At 69.6% G+C, this 23,142-nt stretch carries 20 protein-coding genes; 8 read left to right on the top strand and 12 right to left on the bottom strand.

What is annotated here, in order from left to right; all coding sequences use genetic code 11:
* Positions 1 to 6 precede the first annotated feature (6 nt).
* Complete coding sequence (locus ACQEVO_RS20300; RefSeq protein WP_432915499.1) at positions 7 to 867, bottom strand: helix-turn-helix domain-containing GNAT family N-acetyltransferase; 861 nt, start codon at positions 865 to 867, stop codon at positions 7 to 9.
* A 389-nt stretch (positions 868 to 1,256) separates the two neighbouring features.
* On the opposite strand from ACQEVO_RS20300, the gene ACQEVO_RS20295 reads away from it, so the two are divergent.
* Complete coding sequence (locus ACQEVO_RS20295; protein ID WP_432915498.1) at positions 1,257 to 2,480, top strand: serine hydrolase domain-containing protein; 1,224 nt, start codon at positions 1,257 to 1,259, stop codon at positions 2,478 to 2,480.
* Positions 2,481 to 2,504: 24 nt separating this feature from the next.
* Here the strand turns inward: ACQEVO_RS20295 and ilvA are convergent, their stop codons facing one another.
* Both ilvA and ACQEVO_RS20285 read right to left on the bottom strand, forming a co-directional pair.
* Entirely contained in the window at positions 2,505 to 3,860 is a 1,356-nt protein-coding gene (gene ilvA, locus ACQEVO_RS20290) for a threonine ammonia-lyase IlvA (RefSeq protein ID WP_432915497.1), read from the bottom strand.
* Positions 3,861 to 3,962: 102 nt separating this feature from the next.
* Positions 3,963 to 4,397 carry a nitroreductase family deazaflavin-dependent oxidoreductase gene (locus ACQEVO_RS20285; protein WP_432915495.1) on the bottom strand — a complete coding sequence of 145 codons (435 nt, stop codon included), beginning with the start codon at positions 4,395 to 4,397 and terminating at the stop codon, positions 3,963 to 3,965.
* 136 nt (positions 4,398 to 4,533) lie between these two features.
* Between ACQEVO_RS20285 and ACQEVO_RS20280 the strand changes: the two genes are divergently transcribed.
* On the top strand, positions 4,534 to 4,761 hold the full coding sequence (locus ACQEVO_RS20280; RefSeq protein ID WP_432915493.1) for a hypothetical protein: 228 nt from the start codon (positions 4,534 to 4,536) through the stop codon (positions 4,759 to 4,761).
* 123 nt (positions 4,762 to 4,884) lie between these two features.
* Positions 4,885 to 6,285: an amidase gene (locus ACQEVO_RS20275; protein WP_432915491.1), complete on the top strand. Its 1,401-nt coding sequence runs from the start codon at positions 4,885 to 4,887 to the stop codon at positions 6,283 to 6,285.
* 20 nt (positions 6,286 to 6,305) lie between these two features.
* Here the strand turns inward: ACQEVO_RS20275 and treY are convergent, their stop codons facing one another.
* Both treY and ACQEVO_RS20265 read right to left on the bottom strand, forming a co-directional pair.
* Positions 6,306 to 8,708, bottom strand: coding sequence for a malto-oligosyltrehalose synthase (gene treY, locus ACQEVO_RS20270; protein WP_432922859.1), 2,403 nt, complete (start codon positions 8,706 to 8,708; stop codon positions 6,306 to 6,308).
* 223 nt (positions 8,709 to 8,931) lie between these two features.
* A complete protein-coding gene (locus tag ACQEVO_RS20265) occupies positions 8,932 to 9,474 on the bottom strand; it encodes a cupin domain-containing protein (protein WP_432915489.1) in 543 nt (180 codons plus the stop codon).
* A 29-nt stretch (positions 9,475 to 9,503) separates the two neighbouring features.
* On the opposite strand from ACQEVO_RS20265, the gene ACQEVO_RS20260 reads away from it, so the two are divergent.
* On the top strand, positions 9,504 to 9,968 hold the full coding sequence (locus tag ACQEVO_RS20260) for a MarR family winged helix-turn-helix transcriptional regulator (protein WP_432915488.1): 465 nt from the start codon (positions 9,504 to 9,506) through the stop codon (positions 9,966 to 9,968).
* A gap of 459 nt (positions 9,969 to 10,427) precedes the next feature.
* Positions 10,428 to 11,759, top strand: coding sequence for an adenosylmethionine--8-amino-7-oxononanoate transaminase (locus ACQEVO_RS20255; RefSeq protein ID WP_432915486.1), 1,332 nt, complete (start codon positions 10,428 to 10,430; stop codon positions 11,757 to 11,759).
* Positions 11,760 to 12,068: 309 nt separating this feature from the next.
* On the opposite strand, the gene ACQEVO_RS20250 is transcribed toward ACQEVO_RS20255, so the two are convergent.
* Both ACQEVO_RS20250 and ACQEVO_RS20245 read right to left on the bottom strand, forming a co-directional pair.
* Positions 12,069 to 14,543, bottom strand: a complete 2,475-nt coding sequence (locus ACQEVO_RS20250; RefSeq protein WP_432915484.1) for a DUF2339 domain-containing protein — start codon at positions 14,541 to 14,543, stop codon at positions 12,069 to 12,071.
* A 135-nt stretch (positions 14,544 to 14,678) separates the two neighbouring features.
* Complete coding sequence (locus ACQEVO_RS20245; RefSeq protein WP_432922856.1) at positions 14,679 to 15,314, bottom strand: response regulator; 636 nt, start codon at positions 15,312 to 15,314, stop codon at positions 14,679 to 14,681.
* A 326-nt stretch (positions 15,315 to 15,640) separates the two neighbouring features.
* On the opposite strand from ACQEVO_RS20245, the gene ACQEVO_RS20240 reads away from it, so the two are divergent.
* The 3 genes from ACQEVO_RS20240 to ACQEVO_RS20230 are packed head-to-tail and all read left to right on the top strand — an operon-like array spanning position 15,641 to position 17,587.
* Complete coding sequence (locus ACQEVO_RS20240) at positions 15,641 to 15,997, top strand: DUF1048 domain-containing protein (RefSeq protein ID WP_432915482.1); 357 nt, start codon at positions 15,641 to 15,643, stop codon at positions 15,995 to 15,997.
* A 9-nt stretch (positions 15,998 to 16,006) separates the two neighbouring features.
* The gene (locus ACQEVO_RS20235) at positions 16,007 to 16,816 is read left to right on the top strand and encodes an ABC transporter ATP-binding protein (RefSeq protein WP_432915480.1); all 810 of its coding nucleotides are present in this window, start codon (positions 16,007 to 16,009) and stop codon (positions 16,814 to 16,816) included.
* A 9-nt stretch (positions 16,817 to 16,825) separates the two neighbouring features.
* Positions 16,826 to 17,587, top strand: a complete 762-nt coding sequence (locus ACQEVO_RS20230) for an ABC transporter permease (RefSeq protein WP_432915478.1) — start codon at positions 16,826 to 16,828, stop codon at positions 17,585 to 17,587.
* A gap of 491 nt (positions 17,588 to 18,078) precedes the next feature.
* Here the strand turns inward: ACQEVO_RS20230 and ACQEVO_RS20225 are convergent, their stop codons facing one another.
* From ACQEVO_RS20225 to ACQEVO_RS20205, 5 genes are all read right to left on the bottom strand, one after another.
* Positions 18,079 to 18,501, bottom strand: a complete 423-nt coding sequence (locus ACQEVO_RS20225) for an Hsp20/alpha crystallin family protein (protein ID WP_280399159.1) — start codon at positions 18,499 to 18,501, stop codon at positions 18,079 to 18,081.
* A 183-nt stretch (positions 18,502 to 18,684) separates the two neighbouring features.
* The gene (gene macS, locus ACQEVO_RS20220; protein WP_432915476.1) at positions 18,685 to 19,857 is read right to left on the bottom strand and encodes a MacS family sensor histidine kinase; all 1,173 of its coding nucleotides are present in this window, start codon (positions 19,855 to 19,857) and stop codon (positions 18,685 to 18,687) included.
* A 275-nt stretch (positions 19,858 to 20,132) separates the two neighbouring features.
* The gene (gene bioD, locus ACQEVO_RS20215; RefSeq protein WP_432922853.1) at positions 20,133 to 20,861 is read right to left on the bottom strand and encodes a dethiobiotin synthase; all 729 of its coding nucleotides are present in this window, start codon (positions 20,859 to 20,861) and stop codon (positions 20,133 to 20,135) included.
* A 302-nt stretch (positions 20,862 to 21,163) separates the two neighbouring features.
* Positions 21,164 to 22,330 (bottom strand): 8-amino-7-oxononanoate synthase, encoded by a 1,167-nt coding sequence (locus ACQEVO_RS20210; RefSeq protein ID WP_432915474.1) that lies wholly within the window; start codon positions 22,328 to 22,330, stop codon positions 21,164 to 21,166.
* 164 nt (positions 22,331 to 22,494) lie between these two features.
* Positions 22,495 to 23,091, bottom strand: coding sequence for a TetR/AcrR family transcriptional regulator C-terminal domain-containing protein (locus tag ACQEVO_RS20205; protein WP_432915472.1), 597 nt, complete (start codon positions 23,089 to 23,091; stop codon positions 22,495 to 22,497).
* Positions 23,092 to 23,142 lie beyond the last annotated feature (51 nt).

Here is a 23,142-nt window from a genome sequence, read left to right as displayed (position 1 = left end):
GCTTCCTCAGTTGAGCGGGCTGCGGCGTTCCAGCAGCACCGCGTCGCGCCAGCGGCCCTCGAAACGACCGATCCGCTCGCGGATACCGACAGTGCGGAAGCCCGCGGCGTGATGGACCGAGATACCGGTCCGGTCCTCCGGGTACAGCGTGGTCTGCAGGGTGCGCAGACCGGCGTCCTCGGCCGCCATCACCTGGCGGCGCAGCAGCGCGGTGCCGATACCCCGGCCCTCGAGATCATCGGCGACCATCACGCAGCTGTCGGCGATATCCCGGTAGAACTCGTGCCCGGAGACAGGGGTGAGCGCGGCCCAGCCGGCGATCCGGCCGTGGGTCTCGGCGACCCAGCGGTGGTCCGGTAGCCACTGCGCGTCGAGCACCTCCGGGGCCGGGGCCTCGGTGGCGGACATCGCGGGGTAGGCGGTGCCGCGGGAGGCGAAGACGGCGCGGACCGCGGGCCAGTCGTCGCCGGTCATCGCGCGGACGGTCACGTCGCCGGGCGGATCGTCGGGGCAGGTGGGCTGCGGGGTCAGGATGCCCATCACCGCGTCGGCGGTGTGCGGCAGTTCGGTGCACCGGTCGGGGTTGATCGTGACCAGCGTGGCGGTGCCCTCTTTGTGCACCGTGACGAACCCGGCGTCGGTGAGTTTACGGACGTGGTGGGAGACGGTCGGCTGACCGATACCGAGGGCTTCGGCGATTTCGCCGATATGGATTCCGGCGGGGCTCGTGGCGACCTGGTGCAGTAACCGGACCCGGGTCGGGTCGGCCAGGCAGGAAAACCAGCCGGCGTAAACGGTCGCGTCGGCGACCGGGAGCGCGTCACCGCGCACCTGGTCCCGCACGATCGGCGGTTCCAAGGAGGTCATGCGGCCCACTATATAGAGGCAAATATCCGTTTCGAGAAATTTGCCGGTTCCGACGTTTATCGAGTGTCTTCGATATTCGCTGTGCGTTGAAACCCGGGACCTTTTCGCGCCCCTGAGGTAATGATTTCGTTTCCTTAGCCGGGAATTATCTCTGCTTTGTCGAGTGCCTTGCCGGGACTCGTGTCGTATCGCCTGCCGGGGAATTCCGGAGCCGCGCGCAGTGCCATGGCAGGCCCGGGGTGTCCCGGACAATTACATTCGGGTATCGCACGGAGTCGCCGCCCGTAGAGCTCACCGGGCCGGGCCGGGGACGGTGCGTTCTATCGCCACGCCGTCAACCGTCCCGGACGGCGTTGCCGGAACGTGCCGGATGACCTTACTGTGTAAGGATGAGCAGCGTCGCTTATTCCGGCACCGCCGGAGCAGAGTTTCGGCGGCTGACGTCCGCCTTCACCCGGGTCTACGGTGGCCGGAAGGGTGTCGGTGCGGCGCTGGCGGTCTACCGGCACGGGGAGCCGATCCTCGATATCTGGACGGGGGAGTCCGCGCCCGCGCGGCCGTGGACCCGAGATACCGGTGCCATGGTCTTCTCGGCAACCAAGGGCATCGCCTCCACGGTGATGCACCGGCTCGCCGACCGCGGGCTGATCGATTACGACGCCCCCGTCGCCGAGTACTGGCCCGAGTTCGGCTGTAACAAGAAGGATTGCATCACCGTCCGGCAGATCCTCACGCATTCGGCCGGGCTGTCCGGGGTCGGCACACTGGCCGCGCACGGGTCGGAGCTACTCGATCACGAACTCATGGCGCAGCGGCTGGCCGCCGCCACCCCTGACCGGCTGCTCGGTGTCCCCGCCTATCACGCGATGACCTACGGCTGGCTGCTCGCCGGGTTGGCGCGGGCCATCACCGGTCAGAGTATGAAACAGCTGTTCCAGCAGGAGGTCGCGGAACCACTCGGTATCGAGGGCATCCATCTGGGCCGCCCGCCCGCGGGCTCGGTGACCATGGCCGCGGAAAGTTTCGGTGCCGGCTTCGCCTTCGCCGGCACGCCGCACGGCTCCCGCCTGGTCTCGCTGTTGCAGAACATTCCCGGTGTCCTCGGGGTGAGTAGCCGTTCGCTGTTCATTCCCGGCGCGGAAGCCATCCTCGCCGGCCCGAATCCGCCGGTACTGGACAGCGAGATGCCGGCCGCCAACGGTGTGTGCACGGCCAACGGCCTGGCCGCCCTGTACGAACCGCTGGCCTGTGACGGTATGGCCGGCGGGAAACGGTACCTGTCCGGCGCCACCATGCAGGCCATCCGGCGGATCGAGCGGTTCCGGCCGGATACCGGGCTGTTCCTGTACATGGGCCCGCTGTGGCATCTGGGTTATCACGCCATGCCGACGGTCGGCGCACCGCGCGGTTTCGGCCATATCGGCCTGGGCGGTTCCTTCGGCTGGGCCGATCCCGACAGCGGGCTTTCGGTGGGGTTCACCCACAACCGGCTCTCGCTGGACATGCTGGCCATCGATCAGCCCGCGTTCGCGTGGCTGTTGCCGCTGGTGGTGGCCGGTGCCCGGTCGGCGCGCCGGATCGCCCGCAGCGCGCCCCGGGAAGCCGCGGCCTGACCTTCCCGGCCGGACAGTGGCCGGTCAGGTCAGGTAGCGGTAGGCCGGAGAGCCCGGTTCCAGCCGTTCGCACTGGATCGGCGAGCGCGCGATGCGGTCCAGCAGCGGTTGCAGCCCGGTGCGTTCACCCAGTTCCACACCCACCAGCGCGGCGCCCGTCTCCCGGTTGTTGCGTTTGACGTACTCGAACAGCGTGATGTCGTCGTCGGGGCCCAGGACCTCGTCCAGGAACCGGCGCAGCGCGCCCGGCTCCTGCGGGAAATCCACCAGGAAATAGTGCTTGAGACCCTGGTGCACCAGGGAGCGTTCGATGACCTCGCCGTACCGCGAGACATCGTTGTTTCCGCCGGAGACCAGGCAGACGACGGTCGATCCGGGTTCCGGAGCGGCCTCGAGCAGCGCCGCCGCCGCGAGTGCGCCGGCCGGTTCGGCGATGATGCCCTCGTTCTGGTACAGGTCCAGCATGGCCGTGCATACGGCGCCCTCGTCCACTCGCAACAGCTGGAACGCGCCCGCACCCCGCGGGGAATCGGTGGCGGTGAGCAAGGGCAGCGAGGCATGCGAGACCACTCGGCCGCCGAACCCGGACACCGCGTCGAAGGGCACCTTGCCGATGCGGCGCACCGCGGCGCCGTCGACGAAGGGGTCCACCTCCGGCAGGGTCACCGGTGACCCGGCGATCAGTGCCGCGGTCATCGATGCGGCCCCGGCCGGTTCCACCCCGAGGATGCCGGTCTGCGGTGACCGTTCACGCAGGTAGGTGCCGATTCCGGCGAGACACCCACCGCCGCCGACCGGTACCACCACCAGATCGGGCGGGGTGTCGAGCTGATCCAGGATCTCCGCCGCGATGGTGCCCTGACCGGCCGCGGTGCGGGTGTCGTCGAACGGCGGAACCATGGTGGCGCCGCTGCGCCGCACATCGGCGGCGGCGGCCGCGGCGGCCGCGTCGAAGGTTTCCCCGACGGCGATGAGTTCCACGAACTCGCCGCCGTGTACCCGGATGCGGTCGCGCTTCTGTTTGGGTGTGGTGGTCGGCACGTAGATCCGGCCGGTGATGCCCATCGCCCGGCAGGCGAAAGCCACGCCCTGGGCGTGATTGCCGGCGCTGGCGGTGACCACACCGGCCGCCCGCTCGGGCTCGCTGAGCTGGACGACCAAGTTGTAGGCGCCGCGCAGTTTGTAGGAGCGGACGACGGTCAGGTCTTCGCGTTTGAGGTACACCTCGGCGCCGGTGAGCTGGGACAACCGTGGGCACAGTTGCAGCGGCGTGGGTTCGATGATGTCGGCGATGCGTTTGGCCGCGGCGTCGATCTCGTCCGCGGTCAGCGCGGGACGAGCTTCGGGCAGATGGGTCAGCACATCGGACACCCGCACCATGGTGCCACCTGCCGCCGCCGGAGGCTGCGGCGGGTGGCCTGTACTGGGGTTTCGTTCGCCGCGCCGGTCACCCGGCTCCGGCGCGGCACGTACGCGGTTGTCTCAGCGCGGGGTGAGGACGAAGACCGGAATCTGCCGATCGGTTTTGCGCTGGTAGTCGGCGTAGGGCGGGTAGGCGGCGACGGCCCGCTCCCACCAGAGCGCCTTCTCCGCGCCGAAGACCTCACGCGCGAGGTAATCCTTGGTCACCGTGCCGTCCTGCAGTTCGACCTGCGGCTGCGCGATCACGTTGTAGTACCAGACGGGATGCTTCGGCGCGCCACCGAGCGAGGCGACAACAGCGTATTCGCCCTCGTGCTCGACCCGCATGAGGGCGGTTTTGCGCAGTTTGCCGGTCTTGTTCCCGACGGTGGTCAGCACGACCACCGGCATACCGTTGAGGGTGGTGCCCTCGGTGCCCCCCGAGTTCTCGATCTTCTCGGCCTGCTCACGGGCCCAGTCGGACGTGGACGGTGCGTATTCTCCGGTCAATGGCATATCCCCGGAAACGTCTCGTCCGGGCGCTGTTGTTCCCGGGGCGGCGTGTCCACCTGATGCCGGGCGTCCGGGATCTGTGTGCGGAAAGACAAAAGTTCGATGGTCCGAACACCGGTGGCACGGGTAGCCTTACTGCATGACCGCATCGCGCACTCTCGATCCTCGCGCTGCTGTGCGCCGCGGGGCGGAAGTCGATATCGCGGGGTCGCCCTGGCCGGTGTACAAGCTGGAGGCTGTGGGGGCCGGCCTGCTGGCGCTGCTGGTCGCGGCACTGGTCCTCGGCTCGGTGCAGACCGGTGTTCTGCTGGGCGCCGCCGTCGGCGCGGGCCTGTGGACGCTGGGATGGTGGCGGACCGCACGCTGAACCGCGTGCGCCGGATCGTCTCCGCGTAGCCCTGACGCGTACTACTGTGGGCCGAACTGAACCGACGTCCAACTTGGTCCGGATCGACCGTCCTGGGCCCCGAGGTACACGCGAGCCGAGAATATGAGCGATCGAGTACATGCCTTCACCGACGACGCCCTGGGCGGCCACGACGCGGTAGCCCTGGCGGAGCTGGTCCGATCCGGCGCGCTGGGTCCCGGCGAACTCGCCGAGGCGGCGCTGGTGCGGGCCGATACGGTGAATCCGCGGCTGAACGCGATCGCGCACCGGTGCCCGAGCCCGCGGGTGGCGCCCGCCGATTCCGGGGTGTGGTACGGCGTTCCGGCCTTCGTCAAGGACAACGCCGATCTGGCCGGGCTGCCGACGTGCCACGGCAGCGCGGCCATCACCCCGCATCCGGCCGCGAAGGACGATCGGTTCAGTGCGCAGTTGCTCAGCACCGGTATCACCGTGCTCGGGAAAACGACCATGCCCGAGTTCGGTTTCACCTCCACCACGGAATTCGAGAGCAGCGACCCGACCCGCAACCCCTGGGATACCGGTTACACGGTCGGCGGTTCCTCGGGTGGTTCGGCGGCGATGGTCGCGGCGGGTGTGGTGCCGGTCGCGCACGGGAACGACGGTGGCGGCTCGTTGCGGATCCCGGCGGCGTGCGCCGGGCTGGTATCGCTGAAACCCAGCCGGTTCCGGCATCTGGACAACGCGCAGGCGCGGCAGTTGCCGATCAAACTCGTCTCCGAAGGCGTGCTGTCGCGCTCGGTGCGGGATCAGGCCGCCTACCACGCCGCCGCCGAAAAGTACTGGCGTAACCCGAAACTCCCGCCCATCGGCACCGTCGAGGGTCCGTCGGATCGGACGCTGCGGATCGGGTTGCTCACCACGGCGTGCAACGGCCGCGAACCCGATGCCGCGACGGCGGCGGCCGTCCACGACACCGCCGCGATCCTGGAGGCGGCCGGGCACGCCGTGGAGCCGATGGCCGCACCGGTGGCGCCGAGCCTGGTGGACGATTTCCTGCGCTACTGGGGTTTCCTGGCGCAGATGTCGGGCGTCACCGGCAAATTCAGCCACGGCCGCAGTTTCGACGCCGCCCGCCTGGACGCGTTCACCAAGGGGCTCGCCGCCGCGTTCCGCCGGCAGTTCCTGGCCACGCCGGGCTCGCTGTACCGGCTGAACAAGGCGCGGACCGACTACGACGAGGTGCTCACCCGCTACGACGTGATCCTCTCGCCCGTACTCACCCACACCACACCCGAACTCGGCTACCTGCGTCCCGGTGTTCCGTTCGACGAATTGCTCGAGCGGGTCACGAACTTCGTCGGCTACACCCCGATCAACAATGTCACCGGCTCCCCGTCGATCGCGGTCCCGGCCGGACTCACCGACGCCGGCCTGCCGGTCGGGGTGATGCTCAGCGGCGCCTACGGCGACGAACGGACCCTGCTCGAACTGGCTTTCCTGCTGGAGGCGCAACGCCCGTTCCCGCGGATCGGCGACTCCTGACCAGGGGGTCCGATGCGGGGTCAGCGCACCAGTAGCGCGACCGGCAGGCGGGCGAACAGTTTCTCGGTGCGGGCCCGGTTCTGGAAGGTATGGCCGGTGAGCCGGTCGGTCCAGGAACCGGACGGGAGTTCGAGATAGGTATCGCCCCAGCCGGTTTCGCCGATCGCGACGCTGTGCCGGGTCACCGCCACCAGAATCTCCGGATCCATCCCGACCCGCCCGCGGGCATAGGCCACCAGCTTGTCGGCGTGCTCGCCGTGCCCGAACACCGGCGTATAGCTACCGCCGACGAAACATTCCGGCCGTTCCCGGCGCAGCCACAGCGCATACGCCACCACCCACATCTTCGCCGCGCCGGTGATGTCCAGCGGCGGCGTGGTGGTGAGGGTGTGCAGCATCGCGGCCCGCGACCCGAAATCCACCGGGCGGCGATTGTCCGGGTCGACCAGGGAGTCCTCCCAGATCTCACAGCCCTGGTAGATATCCGGGATACCCGGCGCGCACAGTTGCAGCAGTTTCTGCGCCAGCGAATCCGACCAGGCGTGCGGCGCGAGATCGTGGGCGAGGTCGGTGAGCTGGCGGCCCACCGGTCCGTCGATCACCTGATCGAGCCAGGTGTGTACCGCGTTCTCGAACTCGAGGTCGGGTTCTTCCCAGGCGGTGTGCAGGCCGGATTCGCGCATGGCCTTCTCGGCGAACCGGTGAACCCGGTCGCGCAGCCCGGGCACCGAGGAGGCGGGCCGGCCGTCGGCCGGCCATATCCCGAACATGTTCTGCAGCAGGAACAAGGCGGTCGCGCCGTCGGGCGGCGGTAGTTTCTCGAGCCAGAGGGTGACCGCGCGGGCCCACATCCGCGGGACCTGGGACAGGATCCCGATCCGCGCCCGCACATCCTCGCCGCGTTTGGTGTCGTGGGTGGACAGCGTGGTCATCGAGGCGGGCCAGCGCAGGGCACGGGAGGCGTTGGCGAGGTGGAATTCGTTGACCGTACGGCCGAACCTGGCCGGGTTCCCGCCCAGATCCTGCAGGGAGACCAGGCGCACCGCGCGATAGAACAGGATGTCCTCGACGGCTTTCGCGCCGATGGCGGTACTCACCTGGTGGAACCGGGTCCATGCGGCGCCGATCTTGGTCAGGGCTGTCGCCAGTACGGACAGCGGGACCCGCAGTTCGGCATTACGCTTCTCGACCTCCGCGAGAACGGCGCTGATCATGCCCGCCAGCGGGGTGTAGTCGGCCCGGGCCACCGGCAGGAAGGACAGCACCTCGATGGTGGCGTTGGTGAGCGCCATGGTGTCGAAATCCGGGGCGTTGGCGTCCTGTTTGATCGCGGCGACCAGCCGGCGTACCTCGGGCAGCAGAATACTTTCCGCTACCGCGCGTTTGATGCGGTGTTCCTTCTCCCCGACCCATATCCGGTCGCTGCCGTGGCCGGTGATATGCCGGGACAGTTCGGTGAGGACCGGTTCGCCGGCGGGTTCGAGCAGGACTCCACCGAAATCGGCGAGGGTGTCGTAGCCGGTGGTGCCGTCGATCGGCAGGGTGGGGTCGAGGGGTTCGCGGTTGGCGAGGGTCTTCTCCACCAGCAGCAACCGGTTGGGGCCGATGAGCAGGCGCAGACGCTGCAGGTAGTCCGTCGGATCGGCCAGCCCGTCGGGGTGGTCCACGCGCACGCCGTCGATGAGATCGTGTTCGCACCAGGCCGCCAGTTCGCGGTGGGTGGCTTCGAAGACCAGCGGGTCTTCCTGGCGTAGCGCGGCCAACCCGTCGATCGCCAGATAGCGCCGGTAACCGCAGATTCCGGATTTGCGGCTGACCAGCCGGTAGTGCTGTTTGTCGTGGATGCGCAGCGCGTTGTCGCCGTCGGTGCCGGGCGCGATCGGGAAGCGCAGATCGTAGAGGGCGAGCAGCGGTTCGGGACCGGTGCGGTCGACGGTGAGCGCGGCGGGGTCGTTCTCGCTGCGCAGGACCGGCAGGGCCAGCCGGCCGCCGACACCGTTACCCGGGCTCCAGTCGATATCGAAGAACGGTGCGAACTGGGATTTCCGGCCGTACTGCAGCACATGCCACCACCACGGGTTCTGCTGCGGATCGGCGACCCCCACATGGTTGGGCACCAGATCCATGATCAGTCCCATCCCGCGGTTGCGTACCTCGTCGGAGAGTGCCTTGAGGCCCACCGGGCCGCCGAGTGCGGGGGAGACGGTGGTGGGGTCGGTGACGTCGTAGCCGTGGGTGGAGCCGCGCGCGGCGGTCATCACGGGGGACAGGTAGACATGCGAGACCCCGAGCTGCTGGAGGTACTCCGCGGTGGCCGCGGCCTGGGCGAAGGTCAGTCCGTCCGGGCGCAGCTGTAGCCGGTAGGTGCTGCGGACCGGGGTGAGGCGCGGTGTGGGGCGCAAGCGCGGCGGGTCGGCGGGCATACGGTTCTCGGTCGGGTCCTGGGGTGGCACGGCGGACGGATTCTGGCCCCGCGATCACGGCGCGGGGGCACGGTCACCGAGGATGGTAAGCGTGGTCCCGTCGCCGGGTGGCATCCGGTGATCTCCGTGGTGGCGCACCCTCGGGCAGCGAGTCGGACGCGTGCATGGACATGACCCTAGCGCGATGGCGGCGAACTTCCGTCAGGGGTCGTTGGTCAATCGTTCAGTTCATCTCGGCCGCGGCGAACAGGCGGCGCGCGTAGCCCGTTCGCCGGGCGATTGCGGCGAGAGAGCCCAGTGTCGCGCGTTGCAGCCAGACCGGTAGTCCGGCCAGGTAGCCGTCCTGGAGTTCCCACAGCAGGGCGAGTGCCAGGGGGTTGCGCGGTAGCCGTGAGCCGGTGGTGGCTCCCGCTTCGTCGAGCGCGCTCCACAGGGTGAACATCTGCCAATGCCGCAGCGGCGGCCGGATCTCGTGGTCGACGACGGTGTCAGTGGCCTCGTTCCGGAATTCGTGCACCGCGCGCGCCGGGGCGGCGACGGTATCGCCCGGCTCCGCCAGGATTTCGCGGCCGTCGATCCGGAACCGGAGTGCACCCCGGCGGACCGTCCATTCTTCGCTCAGCACCGGATGCCAATGCGGCCCGGCCTGCCGGCCGGGCTCCGGAATTTCGTGCCGGAGCCGCAGATAGGGCCCACGCTCGTCGGTGCCCTGGTCGACCAGGGTGACGCGGTGGCCGTTACGGAAAGTGCGGACCCGGGGTGTCATGAATCAATTAGAAAGGTTACCTTCATAATATGTCAACATCCGATCCGGCGTCCCTGTTGAAACTGCTCACCCTTGCCACGCGGGCGGTCGAGGACGAGCTGAACACCGAACTGCGGGCCCGGCTGGACGAGGGCCTGCGGCCCGCGCACTACGCGGTCTTCCGGTACCTCGACCCGGCGGGTTCCCGGGTCGGGGAGCTGGCGCAGGCGGCGGGGATGACGCAGCAGTCGATGGGTGAACTGATCGGGCAGCTGGAAACCGCCGGTCTGGTACGGCGGCAGGTGGACCCGGCCGACCGCCGGGCCCGGCGGGTGGTGTGCACCGCGGCCGGGCATGCCGCGCTACGGCTGGCCGGAGACCGTATCGCCGGAATCGAGCATCGGCTGCGTGCGGAGTTGGGCGCGGCGGGTATGGACGACTTGCGGCGGTTACTGGCCCATGTGGTGGACATTCTGGACCGGCCGGCGACCGCTCCCCCGGGGGAGCGGCGGTAGCGGTTCATCGGCTTGCCGCCGCGGCCACCTCGGTTGCGGCGCTTCGGGATCCGCGTTCGGCCGGTGATTGTGCCTGCTGATGGTCCGGCCGGTCGCGGACTCCGGTCCGGAAGTTGTGGCCGGATCGTGGCGGTGCCTGTTCCTTCTCCGTCTGTGCCGGTGGCCGCGTTCGTCCGGTCACCGGCGCCGGGTGAGCCGGTCGACTGTTTCTCGGCGCCGCGCCCGGCGGCGCGGCGGCCGACGAGAACCGGCTGCTGCATAGGGCCGGTCCCGGCTATCGCCTGTCCGGGGCGTGGTCCTGCCGGTCACCCGGTGTCCGGCGGCCGACCGGGCGTCCTTCCGAGGTCCGGCACGACCGCCGCGTGGTCGGGTGTGCAGATACCGGCGCCGGGGCCGGTTTGGTAACTTGAACAGTGTTCAGGTCCGTTGCCGCGGCCCGCCACCGATTGGAGGATCACCGTGACCGTTGCCCCCGCGGCGCAGCTCTCGGCACTCGACGCCCGGCACGTCTGGCATCCCTACGGCGGTTTCCCGGCTACTACCGAACCCCTCGTCGTCGAGTCCGCAGCCGGCACCCGGCTCACCCTCGCCGACGGCCGGGAGCTGGTGGACGGGATGAGTTCCTGGTGGGCGGCGGTGCACGGCTACCGGCATCCGGTGCTCGACGCGGCGTTGACCGAGCAGGCGGGGCGGATGAGTCATGTCATGTTCGGCGGACTCACCCACGAACCCGCCGTCCGCCTGTGCGAATTGCTGGTACGGCACACACCGGCCGGGCTGGACAAGGTGTTCCTCTGCGATTCCGGCTCGGTGTCGATCGAGGTCGCGGTGAAGATGTGCCTGCAGTACTGGCGTGCCGTGGGGCAGCCGGGCAAACGCCGCCTGCTGACCTGGCGCGGTGGCTACCACGGCGACACCTTCACCCCGATGAGCGTCTGCGACCCCGCAGGCGGAATGCACGCCCTGTGGACCGATGTGCTGGCCGAGCAGGTTTTCGTTTCCGCGCCACCGCGCGAGTACCGCCCGGACTACGTGCGGGAACTCGCGGACGCGTTCGCCCGGCACGCCGCCGGACTCGCGGCGGTCGTGGTGGAGCCGGTGGTGCAGGGTGCCGGGGGAATGCGCCGGCACGACCCCCGCTATCTGGCGGATCTGCGCCGGCTGTGCGACGAGCACGAGGTACTGCTGATCTTCGACGAGATCGCCACCGGATTCGGCCGCACCGGAACATTGTTCGCGGCGGAGCAGGCCGGGGTCGCGCCGGACGTCATGTGTGTGGGCAAGGCGCTCACGGGTGGATATCTGACCCTCGCGGCCGCGTTGTGCACCGCGGAGCTGGCCGAAACCGTGAGCGCGGCCCACGGCGGTCTCATGCACGGGCCCACCTTCATGGGCAATCCGCTGGCCTGTGCGGTCGCGGTGGCCTCGATCGAACTGCTGCTGTCGCGTGATTGGCGCGGTGAGGTCGCGGGACTCGAATCCGGGCTGCGCGCGGGGCTGGCGCCGGCCCGGGACCTACCGGGCGTGACCGATGTGCGGGTGCTGGGCGGAATCGGCGTGATCCAGCTCGACCGCCCGGTGGAGATGCGCGCGGCCACGGATGCGGCTGTCGCCGCCGGCGCCTGGATTCGCCCGTTCCGGGATCTGATCTACGCGATGCCACCGTTCATCACCGGGCCGGAGGATCTCGACATCATCACTCGCGCGATGGTGGCGGCAGCGCGAGCGGGCCGCGCCGCCGATTCACAGCGGGGAGGGGAAGATCCGCCGCCTCGGCCGCAGGCAGCCTGACCATGCGAGCCGGACGCAGGCTGTGGGTGGCACGTCGCCCGCGCCTCGGATCCCGCGAGTGGCGGGCTACGGACCGCGGTGGTGTGGCGACGGTGCCCCGGTTCTGTGGGGACGACGCCGGATGCGGATAGGAGGCGCGGCCGATCGGTGGCGAGGCACTGCGGTGCCCGGTCCGGTGACCAACCGGTGGGCTGATGGAAGACGCAGCCCGACGAATACTGCCTGTCGCGCCGGCCACCACCGCGCACCCGGAGGGGAGTGCGCAGTGGTGGCCGGGGGTCTGGTCCAGCGGGTGGTTTCCCTATCGGATCAGCGCCGGGAACTGTCCGCCTCGGTGCCCGGCTCCCGCGCCCCGGTTTCCGCGAACGCCCGGGCATAGCGGGTTCCGGCGACCAGCAGGAGGATTCCGACCACCAGGAACGCCGCGACCCGGATCAACCCGCCCAGCGTGGCCAGATCGAACAGGAACAGTTTCGCCAGGGCCGCTGCGCTGACCAGCAGCCCGGATCCCAGCGCGACCTTCGCCGTGGTGGTTGTCCCGGCGCCCAGGTTGCGCAGTCCGTACTGCAAGGCGGCCAGCGCCCCGGCCATCCAGACGATCGTGGCGATGCTGTGCCCGATCACGAATCCGTCCGCGGCCCCGGAGGCCACACCGAACGAGACCGTCGCGGCGGTCACCAGGTAGAGCGCGACCGCGCTGCCGCCTATCCACAGCAGCGTCGTCCCCGCTTCGTCGATGGATGAGCCGAATACCCGGCGCAGCGCCCACAATCCGACGGCGACCAGGCCCAGTCCGGCGATCGCCGAGGCCGCGGTGGCAATGGACAGGCCGTCGGCGGCGGCGAGTTGAGAGGCCAGGGTGTCCGGGTCGGCCGCCACCAGGAAGGTGAGACCTCCGATCACTCCGTACCCGATCCCCAGGAACGTGGCAGCCCGGTTGCGGGCCTGTCCCGCGACTCCCAGATAGCAGGTGCCTACCAGGAACAGCGCGATCGGCAGCGTATCGCCCGTGGTGACATCCCAGCAGGTTTCCAGCAGCGCGAACGAACCACCGACGGCCGCGACCAGCGCGGTATGCCCCGGCACCCGGGCGATATCGCGCACAGCCGGCAGCAGTGTCGTCGCGGCGACCCCAAGCAGGACAACGGCGTAGACCGCGGCGATCGCCGTGGTGGCCGGCCGTTCGAACAGCGCGGGCGCGGCCAGCAGGGGAGTGATGGTCAAGGCGAACGTCAGGCTCGCCACCAGATCGCCCGGCCGGGCCCGCACGATCACCAGCGTGCCCACGAGCCCGATCGCGGCCACCGCCACGGCCGCCGTGAGCAGCAGCACCGGGCGGTGGTCGTCCGGCCGGTCGATCACGAAGCCGACAATGGTCAGCTGGGTGGCCAGTACCGCCGGCACCGTGCGGACCAGATGCAGGAACGGCCAGTCGAACCGGTATTGCACCGGCACACAGGCCAGCTGGAGCACGATCAGGAACGCGAGCAACGCGAGTTCGGTGGTGACGAACGGCGCGAGCACCGCCGCCCCGCCCACCACCAGCACCGCCAGCGGCTGCGCCCGCCACTGCACGGCCAGCCCGACCCCTGCCGCCGCGACCCCGAGCGCTACGGCGAACCCGGGTACCGGATGCAGCCAGTCGTAGATCGCGGTCACCGCGATCACGTCCAGGTAGGCCCCGGCGAAACCGGTTGCCGCGAGCGCGATACCGCCCACGCGCCCGCCGGCGCGGTGATACACCCGCATCCCGGCTCCCACGAGAACGGCGGAGAACACCGCGCCCGCGAGCACCCGCGGGACCGGCCCGAAAACACCGGCCTGCGCCGCGAGGACCAGCAGCATCACGACACCGATGAGCGTCACCCCCACCCCGGCGACCGCGAGCACCCGGCTGATCACGCCCTCCCGCTGCCACCACGGAATCCGCGGCGGCACGGGACCGGGCGCCCCCATCGGCCGCGGCGGCACCGGGCCCGGATATCCGGCGCCCGGATACCGTTGCCCAACCTGCGGGTAGTAGGCGGCCGTCCGTGCACGACCGGGCGGTTGCGGGGGTGCCCCCCACGGCATCTGCCCCTGTGCGGGTGAGGAACTCCCTGCCGGGCCTGTCCACGCCCGTGCGCCGTGCGGCATATGCACGGAGGCTTCCCGGGGAGCCGCTGCTGGTGCACTCTGAGCCGGTGAGGTATCCCGCGGCGCCTGCGCGGGGTCCTGTGCGCCTGGCGCTGCCGGAACATGGTGCGCTTGTGCGGGACCGGGCCGGCCCGGCTCGCCGGCTTGCTGCGCGTGCCCCGCCGGCCCATGATGCGGTTCGTTCGTCTTCCCGGCCGACGTCGACGGGACTGCTGTTACCTCGGGATTCTGCCGCGGTGCCGGGTCGCCCGGACCGGACGCGGCGCCTCCCGGAGCGGAGGCGGCCGCGCCCGGCGTATCCGGTGTGTGCACCCCGCCGACGCGCACACCGGTCGCCGGCACCCCCGGCACGGGGCCGGGAGTTGCCGTGGTCTTCTCTGGTGCTGCCCGGCCGGTTACCGAGTCCGGGCACGCTGCCCGGGGCTCGCCCCGGGACCCGGCATCCGGCTTCGGTACCGCCGCAGGTTCGTCGGCGCGGCCGGCCGGTGCGTCGGGTGCGGGCGCGGCCGACAGCACGTGCCGGTGCAGCGCTTCCAGATCGCGGCCGAGGGTGCTCATCCGGCCACCCAGCCCGGTGAAATCGTCGGCGAGGGTGATGAACTCGCCGGACAGCCGGGCGACCAGCGCCGGATCGATCGGAATCGTCATATTTCGATGGTCGGCCGCCGGCGGCAGCCGCGGATGAGTAGAACTACTCGCCGCTGCCCCGGGATCTACCCGTTCCCCGTGCTCGCCGTGCCGGCCCACGGGTGGAGACACCCGATCTCACCTGGTGTGGGTCGCCTATTCGTCGAGCCCCTGTTCGATCACGTAGCGGGTGAGTTCCACCCGGTTCGCGAGCTGGAGTTTGCGCAGGGTCGCCTGGACGTGGTTCTCGACCGTGCGATGACTGAGGTGCAGGCGGGCCGCGATCTGCTTGGCCGACAGTCCTTTGGCGACCAGGCGCAGTACCTCGGTTTCCCGGTCGGTGAGCGCCGGACGCTCCGGGGAGCCGGGTTCGCCGGGCGCGGTCGCCATCCGCCGGTATTCACCCAGCACCAGGCCGGCCAATCCGGGCGTGAACACCGCCTGGCCGGCGGCCGTATCGTGCACGGCGGCGACGAGTTCGGCGGCGGAGGCGCTTTTGACCAGGTAGCCCGACGCCCCGGCTTTCACCGCGTCCAGTACATCGTCGCGTTCGCCGGATGCCGAGAGCACCAGCACCCGGCTGTCCGGGGAGACGCGCAGCACGTCGGCCGTGGCCCGGGCGCCGTTCCCGTCGGGTAGCTGCATATCCATCAGCACCACCCGCGGACGCACCGCAGCCGCCCGCCGGACCGCGGTCGCGGTGTCCTCGGCGGTGGCGACCACCCGGAAGCCGGCCTCCGCGAGATCCCGCGCCACGCCCTCGCGCCAGATCGGGTGGTCGTCGACCACCATCACCGATATGGCCTCCGCCGCCTCTCCGGTCACCGCACTGCTCCTTCCCGTGTGGGTGCCGCATGCCTCCGGTACCGCCGCGGCCGGAATACCTCGCTGCGGATCGGCCCGGAACTCGGTACCACGCTAGCCCGCCCGGCGTATACGGGCAGGTGAAGGCGCGAGATCGGGACGTCTTCCAACCCGGGCTTGCGTGTACGTATATGTCTACTTATAGTTAGGCCACGGCGTGTACGTATACATCTACTTATATCAACACCGCCGAGATCACGAGGACCGCCGTGCACCCGCACCGCGCGGACCGTTCTGGGAAACAGGAGACAGTCATGAACATGTCGGATATCACCGCGAAGGTGGTCGGCGACCTCGGCGACAAACGGCGCTGGCGAAACTACAAGGCACGGTCGAAACAACTGCCCGCGAGTTACCGCACGGCGGTGGACGCGTGCGAGCGCTACCTCCTGCACACCGGCTGGGGCGGCGATGTGTCGGTATTCGAAGACCTCGCCGAGTTGTTCGAACAGCATGCGACCGACCACACCCCGTTGCGCGACATCGTCGGGGAGGACCCCGCGCAGTTCATCGAGACGTTCGCGCGGAACTATCGCCGGGATTCGTGGGTCGATCGGGAACGCGACCGGCTCGGCCGTGCCATCGAGCGCGCTGCCACGGCAGGAAAGTAGGTCCGGCCGATGAGTGCACAACACCCTCCGGCGATCCGCGTACAGGGTCTGCAGAAGTCGTACAACAAGCTGACGGTGCTCCGCGGCGTGGACTTCCAGGTCGAGCGGGGCAGTATCTTCGCCCTGCTCGGCTCGAACGGGGCCGGCAAGACCACGGTCGTGCGGATTCTGTCCACGCTGCTGAAACCGGACGGCGGAACCGCCGAGGTCAACGGTTTCGACGTGGCCACCCAGGCGGGCAGCGTCCGCGAATCCATCAGCCTCACCGGACAATTCGCCGCCGTCGACGAAATCCTCAGCGGCCGGGAAAATCTGGTGCTGATCGCCAAATTGCGGCATCTGAAGGGCGCGGAGGCCATCGCCGACGACCTGCTCGCCCGCTTCTCGCTCACCGACGCGGCCGCGCGGAAGGTATCGACCTACTCCGGGGGTATGCGCCGCCGGCTCGATATCGCCATGAGCCTCATCGGTGATCCGCCGGTGGTCTTCCTCGACGAGCCGACCACCGGCCTCGATCCCCAGGCGCGCGTCGAGGTGTGGCAGGCGGTGCAGGAACTCGCCGAGAACGGCACGACGGTGCTGCTCACCACCCAGTATCTCGAGGAGGCCGAACAGCTCGCCGACCGGATCGCGATCCTGCACAAGGGCCGGATCATCGTCGACGGCACGCTCGCCGAGCTCAAGCAACTCCTGCCGCCCGCGAAGGTCGAATACGTGGAGAAGCAGCCGAGTCTCGAAGACGTCTTCTTCGCCCTCGTCGGCCCGGACAGCGAAGACGACACCCCCGACCAGGACCGCGCCGCGGTACGGACGACGTAGAGGACAACGATGACCACGCATTTCTTCGCCGATACCGGCCTGCTGCTCGGCCGGTCGCTGCGTCACATCACGCGCAGTGCCGACACCATCATCACGACCACGATCATGCCGATCGCCTTCATGCTGCTGTTCGTCTACGTCTTCGGCGGCGCGATCGATACCGGATCGGATTCGTATGTGCAGTACCTGCTGCCCGGCATCCTGTTGATCACCATCGCTTCGGGTATCGCCTATACCGCCTTCCGCCTCTTCCTGGATATGAAGAGCGGAATCTTCGAGCGATTCCAGTCCATGCCCATCGCCCGCTCGGCGGTCCTCTGGGCGCACGTCCTGACCTCGCTGGTCGCGAACCTGATCTCGGTGGTGGTGGTCGTACTCGTCGCCCTGCTCATGGGGTTCCGCTCGGGCGCGGGGGTGCCGGCCTGGCTGGCGGTGGCCGGCATCCTGGTTCTGTTCACGCTGGCACTGACCTGGATCGCGGTGATTCCCGGTTTGACCGCGAAAACGCCGGACGGCGCGAGCGCGTTCTCCTATCCGCTCATCTTCCTGCCGTTCATCAGCTCGGCCTTCGTACCCACCGACAGCATGCCCGGCCCGGTCCGCGCGTTCGCCGAGAATCAGCCGGTGACCTCGATCATCAACGCGATCCGCGATCTGTTCACCCAGCAGCCGGTGGGCAGCGATATCTGGATCGCCCTGGGCTGGTGTGTCGGGATCCTCGTCGTGGCCTACCTGTTCGCGATGCGGACCTACCGCCGCAAGATCTCCTGAATCGCATCGCTTCCGCCGGCCGGCGGTCCCGCGCTCACCGGGACTCGCCGGCCGGCGGACGTGCGAGTGGGCCCGGTAGAACCGCGATCTACGGGCCCACCCGTTTGCCGGAGCGATATGGAGAAATTCTTCTGCTGCGAGTGCGTAACAGGCATCACCTCGCTCTTGTATCTTCGATCGGCCACCGGGGGATCCGTGATTCCCGGGCGGGCCTCGCTGGCGGGCTCGGACCGGATCCGGCCGGTGACCTCGCGGCCGAGGAGGTCGCCGTCGAGGGGTGGTGCAACGCAGCCGCGGAGCGCGGGCCGTGTGCAGCCGCGGCGGCCACCGCACCCGGGCGGTGTGCAGCGCCTCGGCGACCTCGGCGAACAGCTCCTCGAGGTCGGGGTCCAGAACCAGCAGCCGCGGATCCACCCGCGACAGCTCGTTCGCGCTGGTACCGGTCGGTGTGGTCATGGCCGGACTCCCTGGGTCGGACGCCGGCCCGGCGCTCAGGCGTTGATGGCCTGACGCTCGTGGTCGTGGCGTGCGATCTCGATCTTGCGGGGTTTGGCCTGCTCGGCCACGGGGATCACCAGGCGCAGCACACCGTCGCGGTAGTCGGCGCGGATTGCGTCGGTATCGAGGTTCTCGCCGAGGAACAGTTGCCGGCTGAAGACCCCGCGGGTGCGTTCGGCGGCGATCATCGACCGGTCGGCGTCCAGTTCCGGCCGCGACGCACGCACTGTGACGACGTTGCGTTCGACATTCAGATCCAGTGATTCCGGGTCGATACCGGGCAGATCCAGTTCGACCAGGAAGTTGTCGCCGTCGCGCCAGGCGTCCATCGGCATCGTCACCGGACGGGCCGGCGTGCCGAAAACCTGCTGTGTGAGGCGATCGAGGTCGCGGAAGGGGTCGGTGCGCATCAGCATGGTCGCCACCTCCAGTTCACTCCATTCATTGTCGAAGGGAACTCAGATAACCTCTGTCATCTGACACAGATAATTTTTAGCACTCTACCCCGGAGAGTGCAAGAAGTGTCAGTGGGAAATTTGCCGATCAGAGCTGTGGCCAGCGCATTTATTCCATACGTGGGACCGGCCGCCGCCGTACAGTCAGGTACGGGGGATACGGAACTCCCATTCCGTGCCCTCGCCGACGGTCTCCGCGGTGAGTAGTTCGGCGGTGCCGCCGAGCGCGGCGATCCGGCCGGTGATCGAGCGCGACACTCCCATCCGGCCCTCGTGCTCGGCTTCGACGAGACGGCCCGGGGCGATACCGACGCCGTCGTCGCGGACGCTGACGATGAGTTCGGTGCCGGTGTCCTCGAGCAGAATGTAGGCGCGGGCCTCGGGACCGGCATGGAGATCGACATTGGTCAGGGCGGCGGCCACCGCGGCGGCGATCTCCCGCGCGGTCCAGCGGCCGATGCGTACCGGTTCGCCGGGGGTGGAGACCACCACGCGGGGCGTGGCGTGTGCCGTGAGCAGGGGTCGCAGGTCCACCGTGGTCTCGCCGGTCTCGCGCCCGGCGGCCTGTTCGGAGATCAGCCGCCGGAGCGCGACCTCCTGCTCCCCGGCGCGCTGCGCCAATTCCCCCGCCGGACCGCCTATCTCGGTGCCGCGGCGTTTGATGTAGGAGAGGATCTGAAGCACCCCGTCGTGGACCTGCCGGGCCAGCCGTTCGCGCTCCTCGGTGGCGGCGGTGAGCCGCACCGCCCGCTGCAGTTGTTCCTGGGCGCGGCGGGCGGTGTCGGCGGCCAGGCCCAGCGCCAGGCCCACCGACACCAGCACCGGGGCCGTCGCATCCGCCCACACATCCTCACCCCACTGCTGCCGCATGGTGATGATCGTGGCCGCGATGAGCAGGCCCGACGCGACCCCGGCCAGGGGCCCGCGCAGAATCGCCGCGGAGATGACCGCGTTGGCCGACCACATGGTGGTGGGCAGCGGCTGATGCCCGTGATACCAGGCGTAATCGGCGACCAGCGGGGTCGCCGCGATCAACCCCAGCACCAGCAGGTGGTCGCCGAGCACCACCAGTGGACGGATGCGTGCGGTGCCGGGGCCGTGCACCTGGGCCAGCAGCAGCGCCGAGATCCCGGACCAGATCACCATGAGCGCGATGAAAAACCAACTCAGCCATTGATTCTCGTAATACCGCACGGATGCGATCTGCTGACCCACCGCATACAGCAGGGTGACCAGCCGGAACGCTTGCACCGCCCGCCACAGCGGGGCGGTCGCGGCCTCGGCGGGGTCGGGTTCGGCCGGATGCGCGGAGCTCATCGGTGCCCTCCTGATCGGGTACGGACGGATGAGTGTCGGTATGGCCGGAGACCCGCGCCGGCTACCGCCTTTCGTGGGCGTTCGACCGCTGCCGATACGGCCTTTCGTCGGCGCTTCGCATGCCCTCGGAAGGGCTGCCGGTAGCGGTTCGCGCACCGGCCGCGGTGGTTCGGCGTCATGGCCCGGGTGGCTCAGCAGTAACCGGAAAACTGGCGAATCGAGCGGGGATCTCCCGGCCTCGGCTGGTTGATTCTGGTGGTGGTCATACCCGAACTCTAGGCACCGGCTGCGGCGCGCTCCGCTCGGAACTCGTCGGCAGGCGGGTGGATCCCGAGCTGCTGCCGGATCCATTCCCGGTCGAACCAGCCCGGCGCGGCCGCCCGGAATCGCGGCGGCGGCCACGAGCCCGCACCCGCGGGTACCGCTCCCACCAGTTCGGCTCCGGTGACCCGCGGCAGATCGGTGCGGTTGGTCCGGGTGGCCAGATCGGGCTGCTCCGGCCAGGAGCCGACCACCAGTCCGGCGCAGCGCACACCCTCCTGCCGGAGCGCCCGGGTGGTCAGTTCACTGTGGTTGAGGGTCCCCAATCCCGAAGCTGCCACCACCAGTACCGGTGCCGCGAGTTCCCGGGCGAGGTCGAGCAGGGTGAACTCGCCCAGCCGCACCAGCAGACCGCCTGCGCCCTCGACGAGAACCAGATCGGCAGTGGCGGCGAGAGCCGCTACGGCGGAGGCTGTTTCGGTCAGAGTGAGGAATGGGACGCCGCAGCGGCGGGCCGCGGTCGCGGGGGCGAGCGGGTCGGGGTAGCGAGCGATTTCGAGTGTGCGGGTCACTCCGGAGAGCGTGGTGATGGCGGCGAGGTCGCCGGGTTCGGTTGCGGTGACACCGGTTTGCGCGGGTTTGCAGACGGCGACCGAAAGACCGGCGGCGCACCCGACGGCGCCCAGCGCCGCGGTGGTGACGGTCTTACCGACCTCGGTGGACGTTCCCGTGACGAACAGCAACCTCGCGCCGTGCCGATCGGGCGTGCCCGAGGTCCGTCCACGCCGGCGCTGAGCCGGCGCCTCCGCGCCCGGCTCGCCCACGCTGTGCTCATGCGGTCTGTATGAGCGCCCTTCGTGGTGGTACTGCGCTTCCGCCCCCGAGCTCGGTTCACTCACGCTGTGTTCGTTCGGCGCAAGGGAAGGCTCTTCGTAGTGACGCTGCGCTGTCGCTTCCGGGCCCGACTCACTCACGCTCTGTTCGTTCGGCGTGAGCAGGGGCTCTTCGTAGTGGAGGTGCGCTGCCGCCCCCGGACTCGGCGCGCTCACGCCGGTACCGTCCCGTATTCGCGGGCGCGCGCCAGCACCGGGGTCAGTACCGCGGCGAGGGTGTCGAGATCGGCGGGGGTCAGATCGGCGCGGGCGGTGAGCCGTAGCCGGGACGTGCCCTCGGGTACCGACGGCGGGCGGAAACAGCCCACTTCCACGCCCTGTTCGCGGCACGCGAGGGCGGCGTCGTAGGCGATCTGCGGGTCGCCGAGGATTACCGGTACGACCGCCGAATCGGGGGCCGCGACCCCGGCGATCCGGGCGATATCGGCGGCGCGATCCAGGACCCGCTGCCCGAGTCCGGGATCCCGGCGCAGAATGCGCAGCGCCGCGCGGGCGGCACCGACGGCGGCGGGCGCCAGGCCGGTATCGAAGATCATGGTGCGGGCGGTATCGATCAGATGCGCGCGCACGCGCTCGTCGGCCAGGACCGCACCACCCTGGGCGGCGAGTGCTTTGGACAGGGTCACGGTGACCACCACATCCGGTTCGCCGGCCAGTCCGGTCTCCTGGACCAGGCCGCGCCCGCCGCGTCCGCGGACGCCGAGCCCGTGTGCTTCGTCGACGAGCAGGACCGCGCCGTGCGCCCGGGTCACCCGGTGCAGTTCGGCCAGGGGCGCCAGGTCGCCGTCGGCGCTGAACACCGAATCGGTGAGTACCAGGGCGCGTTCCTCGGTGCGTTCGGCGAGCAGGCGTGCGACGGCGGAGGTATCGCGGTGCGGCGCGATCGCTATCCGCGCCCGGGACAGCCGGCAGGCATCGACGAGGGAGGCGTGGCAGCCGGCATCGGAGACGATCAGGGCGCCCCGGCCCGCGAGCGCGGTCACCGCACCGAGATTGGCGGCGTATCCGGAAGCGAAAACCAGCCCCGCCGCGAACCCCGTGAAATCGGCGAGTTCGGCTTCGAGCAGCTCGTGGTCGGTGGTGGTCCCGGTGACCAGCCGCGAACCGGTCGACCCGGCACCCCAGCGGCGCACCGCCTCGACGGCCCCCGCGACGACCTCCGGGTGCCGGGCCAGCCCCAGATAGTCGTTGGAAGCCAGATCCAGCACCGGCGAATCCGCGGCGCGCGGCCGCAGCCGCCGCCGCAATCCGGCGGAGACACGGGCAGCCGCGCGGTCATCGAGCCAGGCCAGTGGATCGTGGGTCACGAGCCACACCATACTTGAACACCGTTCAAGTTAGCCAGACTGTCGAGTTGGCATGCCCGGACAAGGCGCTGTACCGGCGCGCCGGCGAACTGAGCCTGCTCTGCCCGGCCGTCGCCGAGTCGATACCCCACCTTTCCCCGAACTCGGCGGTTTCGCGGGCGCCGCCATAGACGCCGTCAGCGGATATCCGCGCCCAATCGATGCCGGATACCGGCCGCGAACAGTTGCAGGCCGAAATCGAAGCGCGCCGTGGGATCGGCGGCCTCTTCGGGCTCGGCCGAGTCGGGGCGCGACGATTCCGGCAGGGCGCCGGCTGAATCCATCTGCATCCGGGATTGTTCGTCGACCGTGTGACCGAGTACGTAGTACAGCAGCGTGTAGGCGGCGAGTTCGGCCTGGTCGCGGGGCATACCGGCGCGGATCACGGCACCGGCGATCCGTTCGCGGCCCTTGCTGGTGGTCAGGCGCGACGCATAGGTGGCCGAAACCAGTTCCGCGCCGTCACGGTAGGTGAGCAGGCAGTTGCGCAGCCGGTGCGCCAGTTCGCTCAGGGCTCCGGGCCAGTCGGTCGCGGCGATGGGCTGTTCCATGGGGGCGAGAATGCGGTCGGCGACGGCGCCGAGCAGGGCTTGTTTATTGGGGAAGTGCCAGTACAGCGCGCCGGGCTGGACCCGCAGCGAACCCGCGAGCCGGCGCATGGTGAGGTCGGCGAGGCCGTACTGGTCGAGGATGGCCAGCGCCCCGTCCACGACGTCGTCTCGGTGTAGCTGCACAGTGCGTCCTCCCGTGGCTTCGATACGTCCCTGACGCTACCCCAGCCTGAA

The sequence above is a fragment of the Nocardia sp. CA-290969 genome (assembly GCF_050936135.1).
Taxonomy (GTDB): Bacteria; Actinomycetota; Actinomycetes; order Mycobacteriales; family Mycobacteriaceae; genus Nocardia.
Note: the sequence above shows the minus strand (reverse complement) of the source record. Positions and strands in the feature narration are given on the sequence as shown.

Coding starts and splice junctions, on each gene's coding strand:
- ACQEVO_RS20300 (WP_432915499.1), bottom strand. CDS start 867: ATGACCTCCTTGGAACCGCCGATCGTGCGGGACCAGGTGCGCGGTGAC.
- ACQEVO_RS20295 (WP_432915498.1), top strand. CDS start 1,257: ATGAGCAGCGTCGCTTATTCCGGCACCGCCGGAGCAGAGTTTCGGCGG.
- ilvA (WP_432915497.1), bottom strand. CDS start 3,860: ATGGTGCGGGTGTCCGATGTGCTGACCCATCTGCCCGAAGCTCGTCCC.
- ACQEVO_RS20285 (WP_432915495.1), bottom strand. CDS start 4,397: ATGCCATTGACCGGAGAATACGCACCGTCCACGTCCGACTGGGCCCGT.
- ACQEVO_RS20280 (WP_432915493.1), top strand. CDS start 4,534: ATGACCGCATCGCGCACTCTCGATCCTCGCGCTGCTGTGCGCCGCGGG.
- ACQEVO_RS20275 (WP_432915491.1), top strand. CDS start 4,885: ATGAGCGATCGAGTACATGCCTTCACCGACGACGCCCTGGGCGGCCAC.
- treY (WP_432922859.1), bottom strand. CDS start 8,708: ATGCCCGCCGACCCGCCGCGCTTGCGCCCCACACCGCGCCTCACCCCG.
- ACQEVO_RS20265 (WP_432915489.1), bottom strand. CDS start 9,474: ATGACACCCCGGGTCCGCACTTTCCGTAACGGCCACCGCGTCACCCTG.
- ACQEVO_RS20260 (WP_432915488.1), top strand. CDS start 9,504: ATGTCAACATCCGATCCGGCGTCCCTGTTGAAACTGCTCACCCTTGCC.
- ACQEVO_RS20250 (WP_432915484.1), bottom strand. CDS start 14,543: ATGACGATTCCGATCGATCCGGCGCTGGTCGCCCGGCTGTCCGGCGAG.
- ACQEVO_RS20245 (WP_432922856.1), bottom strand. CDS start 15,314: ATGGTGGTCGACGACCACCCGATCTGGCGCGAGGGCGTGGCGCGGGAT.
- ACQEVO_RS20240 (WP_432915482.1), top strand. CDS start 15,641: ATGAACATGTCGGATATCACCGCGAAGGTGGTCGGCGACCTCGGCGAC.
- ACQEVO_RS20235 (WP_432915480.1), top strand. CDS start 16,007: ATGAGTGCACAACACCCTCCGGCGATCCGCGTACAGGGTCTGCAGAAG.
- ACQEVO_RS20230 (WP_432915478.1), top strand. CDS start 16,826: ATGACCACGCATTTCTTCGCCGATACCGGCCTGCTGCTCGGCCGGTCG.
- ACQEVO_RS20225 (WP_280399159.1), bottom strand. CDS start 18,501: ATGCTGATGCGCACCGACCCCTTCCGCGACCTCGATCGCCTCACACAG.
- macS (WP_432915476.1), bottom strand. CDS start 19,857: ATGAGCTCCGCGCATCCGGCCGAACCCGACCCCGCCGAGGCCGCGACC.
- ACQEVO_RS20210 (WP_432915474.1), bottom strand. CDS start 22,330: ATGGTGTGGCTCGTGACCCACGATCCACTGGCCTGGCTCGATGACCGC.